Annotated in this window: 4 protein-coding genes and 1 pseudogene; 3 read left to right on the top strand and 2 right to left on the bottom strand. The window is 73.4% G+C overall.

The genetic code is table 11. The annotated features are described in order from the left end of the window. Positions 1–96 (bottom strand): annotated as a pseudogene (locus ACFVYI_RS42250) (electron transfer flavoprotein subunit beta); the annotation flags it as partial. A gap of 358 nt (positions 97–454) precedes the next feature. After that, the gene (locus ACFVYI_RS42255; protein ID WP_387895426.1) at positions 455–868 is read right to left on the bottom strand and encodes a thioredoxin family protein; all 414 of its coding nucleotides are present in this window, start codon (positions 866–868) and stop codon (positions 455–457) included. A 210-nt stretch (positions 869–1,078) separates the two neighbouring features. Between ACFVYI_RS42255 and ACFVYI_RS42260 the strand changes: the two genes are divergently transcribed. The 3 genes from ACFVYI_RS42260 to ACFVYI_RS42270 all read left to right on the top strand — a co-directional run bounded on the left by ACFVYI_RS42260 (position 1,079) and on the right by ACFVYI_RS42270 (position 3,892). Beyond that, positions 1,079–1,504 carry a DUF4395 domain-containing protein gene (locus tag ACFVYI_RS42260; RefSeq protein ID WP_387895429.1) on the top strand — a complete coding sequence of 142 codons (426 nt, stop codon included), beginning with the start codon at positions 1,079–1,081 and terminating at the stop codon, positions 1,502–1,504. A 217-nt stretch (positions 1,505–1,721) separates the two neighbouring features. Beyond that, positions 1,722–2,480: a lysophospholipid acyltransferase family protein gene (locus tag ACFVYI_RS42265; protein ID WP_387895431.1), complete on the top strand. Its 759-nt coding sequence runs from the start codon at positions 1,722–1,724 to the stop codon at positions 2,478–2,480. A gap of 224 nt (positions 2,481–2,704) precedes the next feature. Beyond that, positions 2,705–3,892: a TolB family protein gene (locus tag ACFVYI_RS42270; RefSeq protein WP_387895432.1), complete on the top strand. Its 1,188-nt coding sequence runs from the start codon at positions 2,705–2,707 to the stop codon at positions 3,890–3,892. Positions 3,893–4,013 lie beyond the last annotated feature (121 nt).

Below are 4,013 nucleotides of genomic sequence, written 5' to 3' on the forward strand. Positions count from 1 at the left end.
CACACCCTCCCGGTCGGTGGTGTGGTCGTCCGCGAAACGACGGTCACCCGTCGCGTCCGGCACGTACTTCACACAGACAACGATCCTCAAGCTCACGGCCTGTCTCCTGTACTGGTCTCGTCCGGCGGCTGCGGCTGTGCAAGCGGGCGCGAACTCGGCACGCACCCGCTCCGGGCAGCGTGTTCCCGTGCCGGTCCGGAACTTCCTGGCAGCATACTCGTCGGCAGTCGAATGACACTACCGGCCAGTAGCTTACGCCGCCGAGCCCCGGCCGACCGCCCCGCACAGCGCCTCGCGGCGGCCCCCGAAGGACCCCCGGCCCGGCCGGACCGCGCGGCGGCTCGCACTGCCGTCAGCCCTCATCCTGCCCCAGCCCCGCGCCCGCACCACCTGACGGGGCGGCGCATCCGGGGTGGGATTCACCACCCCCGCCGCACGGCTCCGCTCCGGCGGATCAGACCGCCTCGCCCAGCGCCGCGATCACGTCGGCCCTGCGCGGCAGCCCGGCCGCCCGGCGCACCACCCGGCCGTCCGCGTCCAGGACCAGGACCGTCGGCGTCCGCAGGATCTCCAGCCGGCGGACCAGGCCCAGCTGCGCCTCGGCGTCCAGCTCGACGTGCGCCACTCCCTCGACCATGCCCGCCACCTCACCGAGCACCCGCCGGGTGGCGCGACAGGGTTGGCAGAAGGCGGTCGAGAACTGCAGCAGGGTGGCCCGCTCGCCCAGCGCCTCCCCCAGGTCCGCCGCCGAGAGCCGAACCGCCCCGTCCTTCGTGCGCACCCGCAGCCTCCCGTCGCGCTTGGCCCGCAGCAGCCCGAACGCACTCGCCACCGCGAGCACGACAACGCACACCACCAACCCGGTCATCCCCCCAGTCTGCCCCGGCCGCCGCGGGCTCCGACAGGGTGGTCGACCGGTGGGCCGGGGTCCGCGTACGATCGCCGGGTGGACTCCGACCGCCCCGCACAGCCGCTGCTGACCACCCGCCGCGTGGTCGACCTGTGCCGGGCCACGGCCTCGCGCTGTCACTGACGCGCCCCGCCGTCCCCCCACCAGCGATCCAGCCCCGGAGTCCCCGTGCAGATAGACCCCCGCGGCCCGCGGTTCGCCGCCGCGCTCACCACAGCCGTCCTCATCGCCGTCCTGCTCAGCGGCAGCGGCCTGCTGCTCGCCCTCCAGGGCGCCGTCTTCGGCCTCGGCGCCGTCGGCGGCCTGCGCCGGTCGCCGTACGGCTGGCTGTACCGGACCCTGGTCCGCCCCCGGCTGGCACCGCCGACCGAGACCGAGGACGAGCGGCCGCCGCGCTTCGCCCAGGGCGTCGGCCTGGTCTTCGCCGCCGTCGGCACGCTCGGCTTCCTCACCGGGGTGACCTGGCTCGGACTGCTGGCCACCGGGTTCGCGCTCGCCGCCGCCTTCCTCAACGCCGTCTTCGGCTACTGCCTCGGCTGCGAGATGTACCTGCTGCTCCGCCGCTCGCAGGGCCGGCTCGACCCCGCCTCCTGACCCGCCGGGAAAGGTTCCCGGCCGGCCCATCACGGACGTCACACTCCCGTCACCCGCTCGACCGCCTGCCTCAGGTGACAGCGGGCACTCGTTCGGGGGATCATCTCCGTGTATCACCCGTGGCCGCCGCGGCGTGCCGCGCCTCCGGTCGGCCCCACGTACGACACGGGTACCGCCGGACCGGGCCACCAGGGCCCGTGGGAAGTCAGGACTGACCGTGGCAGAGCTCGTGTACCCGCCGGTGATCGGCGCCGCACTGACCGTCTTCCGCGCGCTCGACGTGCGCATCAGGATCGTCGGCGCCGAACACATCCCCGCCAAGGGCGGAGCGGTACTGGTGAGCAATCACATCAGCTACCTGGACTTCCTCTTCGCCGGCCTCGGCGCCTACCGCGGCGGCAAGCGCAAGACCCGCTTCATGGCGAAGGACGACGTCTTCAAGCACGGTGTCTCCGGCCCGCTGATGCGGGGCATGAAGCACATCCCGGTCGACCGCACCGACGGCCAGCCCGCGTACGAGGCCGCGGTGCGCGCCCTGCGCGCCGGCGAGATGGTCGGGGTGTTCCCGGAGGCGACCATCAGCCGCTCGTTCATGCTGAAGAAGTTCAAGACCGGCGCCGCCCGGATGGCCGCCGACTCCGGCGCCCCGCTGCTGCCGGTCGTCCTGTGGGGCACCCAGCAGCTCTGGACCAAGGGCCGGCCGAAGACCCTCACCAAGCGCCACGTCCCCGTCACCATCATGATCGGCGAGCCGATCGAGCTGGCGCCCGGTGACAAGCCCGTCATGGTCACCCGCCGGCTGCGCGCCGCGATGGGCGAGATGCTCGACCGGGCCCAGCGCGAGTACCCCGGCAAGCCGAGCGGCCCGGACGACACCTGGTGGCAGCCCGCCCACCTCGGCGGCACGGCCCCCACCCTCGAGGTCGCCGAGGCCGAGGACGAAGCAGAAGCCGAACGCCGCACCACCCGCGACTGACCACCCACCCCGCACGGGGCCTGCGCGCCCCACCTCTTCGGCGCCGCCCGCGACGGCGGACGGGGTGTCCGCGCTGTCGACCCGACAGTTCCACTCGTCATACTCCGTGCGACCGAGTGGCCACGGACCGTCGCGTGTCGGGCGCCCGCCCGCACTCCCGATCTGACACAGTGACAGCTCCCCCGGGGGCCTCGTCCTGCATCAGAGACGGAGATGACACGCCGATGACCGGCACACGGTTGCTGCCACGCACCACCACGGCCCGCACCCGCGCCCACGCAGGTGCGGGTCTTCTGCTGGCCGGCACCGCCCTGCTCACCGGGTGCGGTGCCCAGCCCGGCGAGATCCCGCTCAGCGAGATCCGGGCGGAGTCGCCGTCCGCCACTCCCACGCCCGAGCCCGCCGTCGCCAACGCGACCCCGGGCGTGATCGGAGCCGCCGCGGCCGCCCCCGTGACGGCCCACAACGGCCTGATCGCCAGCCGGGTCTTCCTCGACCCCGGCCGCCTGACCAGCGCCGTCTTCACCCTGTCGGCCGACGGCGGCGCCCAGCAGCAGCTCACCCAGCCCCCCGGCCAGGGCCGCGACGACCACCCCGACTGGTCCCCCGACGGCAGCACCGTCGCCTTCGACCGGATCGAGACCGAGAACGGCTCGGCCCGGCTCTGGACGGTGTCCGCCGACGGCGAGGGCGCTCACCAGATCGGCCAGCTCTGCGAGACCGGCGCGGCCGACTGCACCAACGAGGAGGAGAGCGGACCCGCCTTCTCCCCCGACGGGAAGCAGATCGCGTTCAGCCGCGCGTGGGGCGAGATCGACTCGGCCAACAAGCAGATCCAGTACTCCGACCTGTACGTGATGAGCCCCGACGGCACCAACGCCCAGCGGCTGACCTTCCTCACCAATGACACGCCGTACTCCGGCGACGTCCGCAACCCGAGCTGGTCGCCCGACGGCAAGCAGCTCGTCTTCGAGTACCGGACCAGCTCGACCGGCCAGCCGGCCACCGGTCGGGCGCTCTACATCGTCAACGCCGACGGCACCGGCCTGCGCCGGCTCACGCCGTGGGAGCTGCGGGCCGGCGAGCGCGCCAGCTGGTCCCCCGACGGCACCCGGATCGTGTTCACCACCTATCCGGCCGGCCCCGACTACACCCCCGGCGGGGGCATCTACACCGTCCAGCCCGATGGAACCACCATCGACGCCCTCACCCCCGGACCGTCCGACGTCTTCTACGGCGCGGCCGCCTACTCCCCCGACGGCACGTCGATCGTCTTCGCCCAGGCCCCCGCCGGAGGCACCGCCGACCTGTACCGGATGCAGGCCAACGGCACCGGCGTCACCCGGATCACCGACACGGCGGACCAGTGGGAGAGCCGGCCCAGCTGGGGCCCGGCCGCCCTCCGGCCATAACCACCGCGAGGTCGTCCGGCCGGATATCGGCACAACGCAAAGAACCCCCCGATCCGGATGGATCGGGGGGTTCTTCACAATGATTGTTCGGCGGCGTCCTACTCTCCCACAGGGTCCCCCC

This window comes from Kitasatospora sp. NPDC058218 (assembly GCF_042882445.1).
GTDB lineage: Bacteria > Actinomycetota > Actinomycetes > Streptomycetales > Streptomycetaceae > Kitasatospora.

Excerpts from the sequence above, each read along its gene's own strand:
- ACFVYI_RS42270 (WP_387895432.1), top strand. The coding sequence starts at position 2,705 with ATGACCGGCACACGGTTGCTGCCACGCACCACCACGGCCCGCACCCGC.
- ACFVYI_RS42255 (WP_387895426.1), bottom strand. The coding sequence starts at position 868 with ATGACCGGGTTGGTGGTGTGCGTTGTCGTGCTCGCGGTGGCGAGTGCG.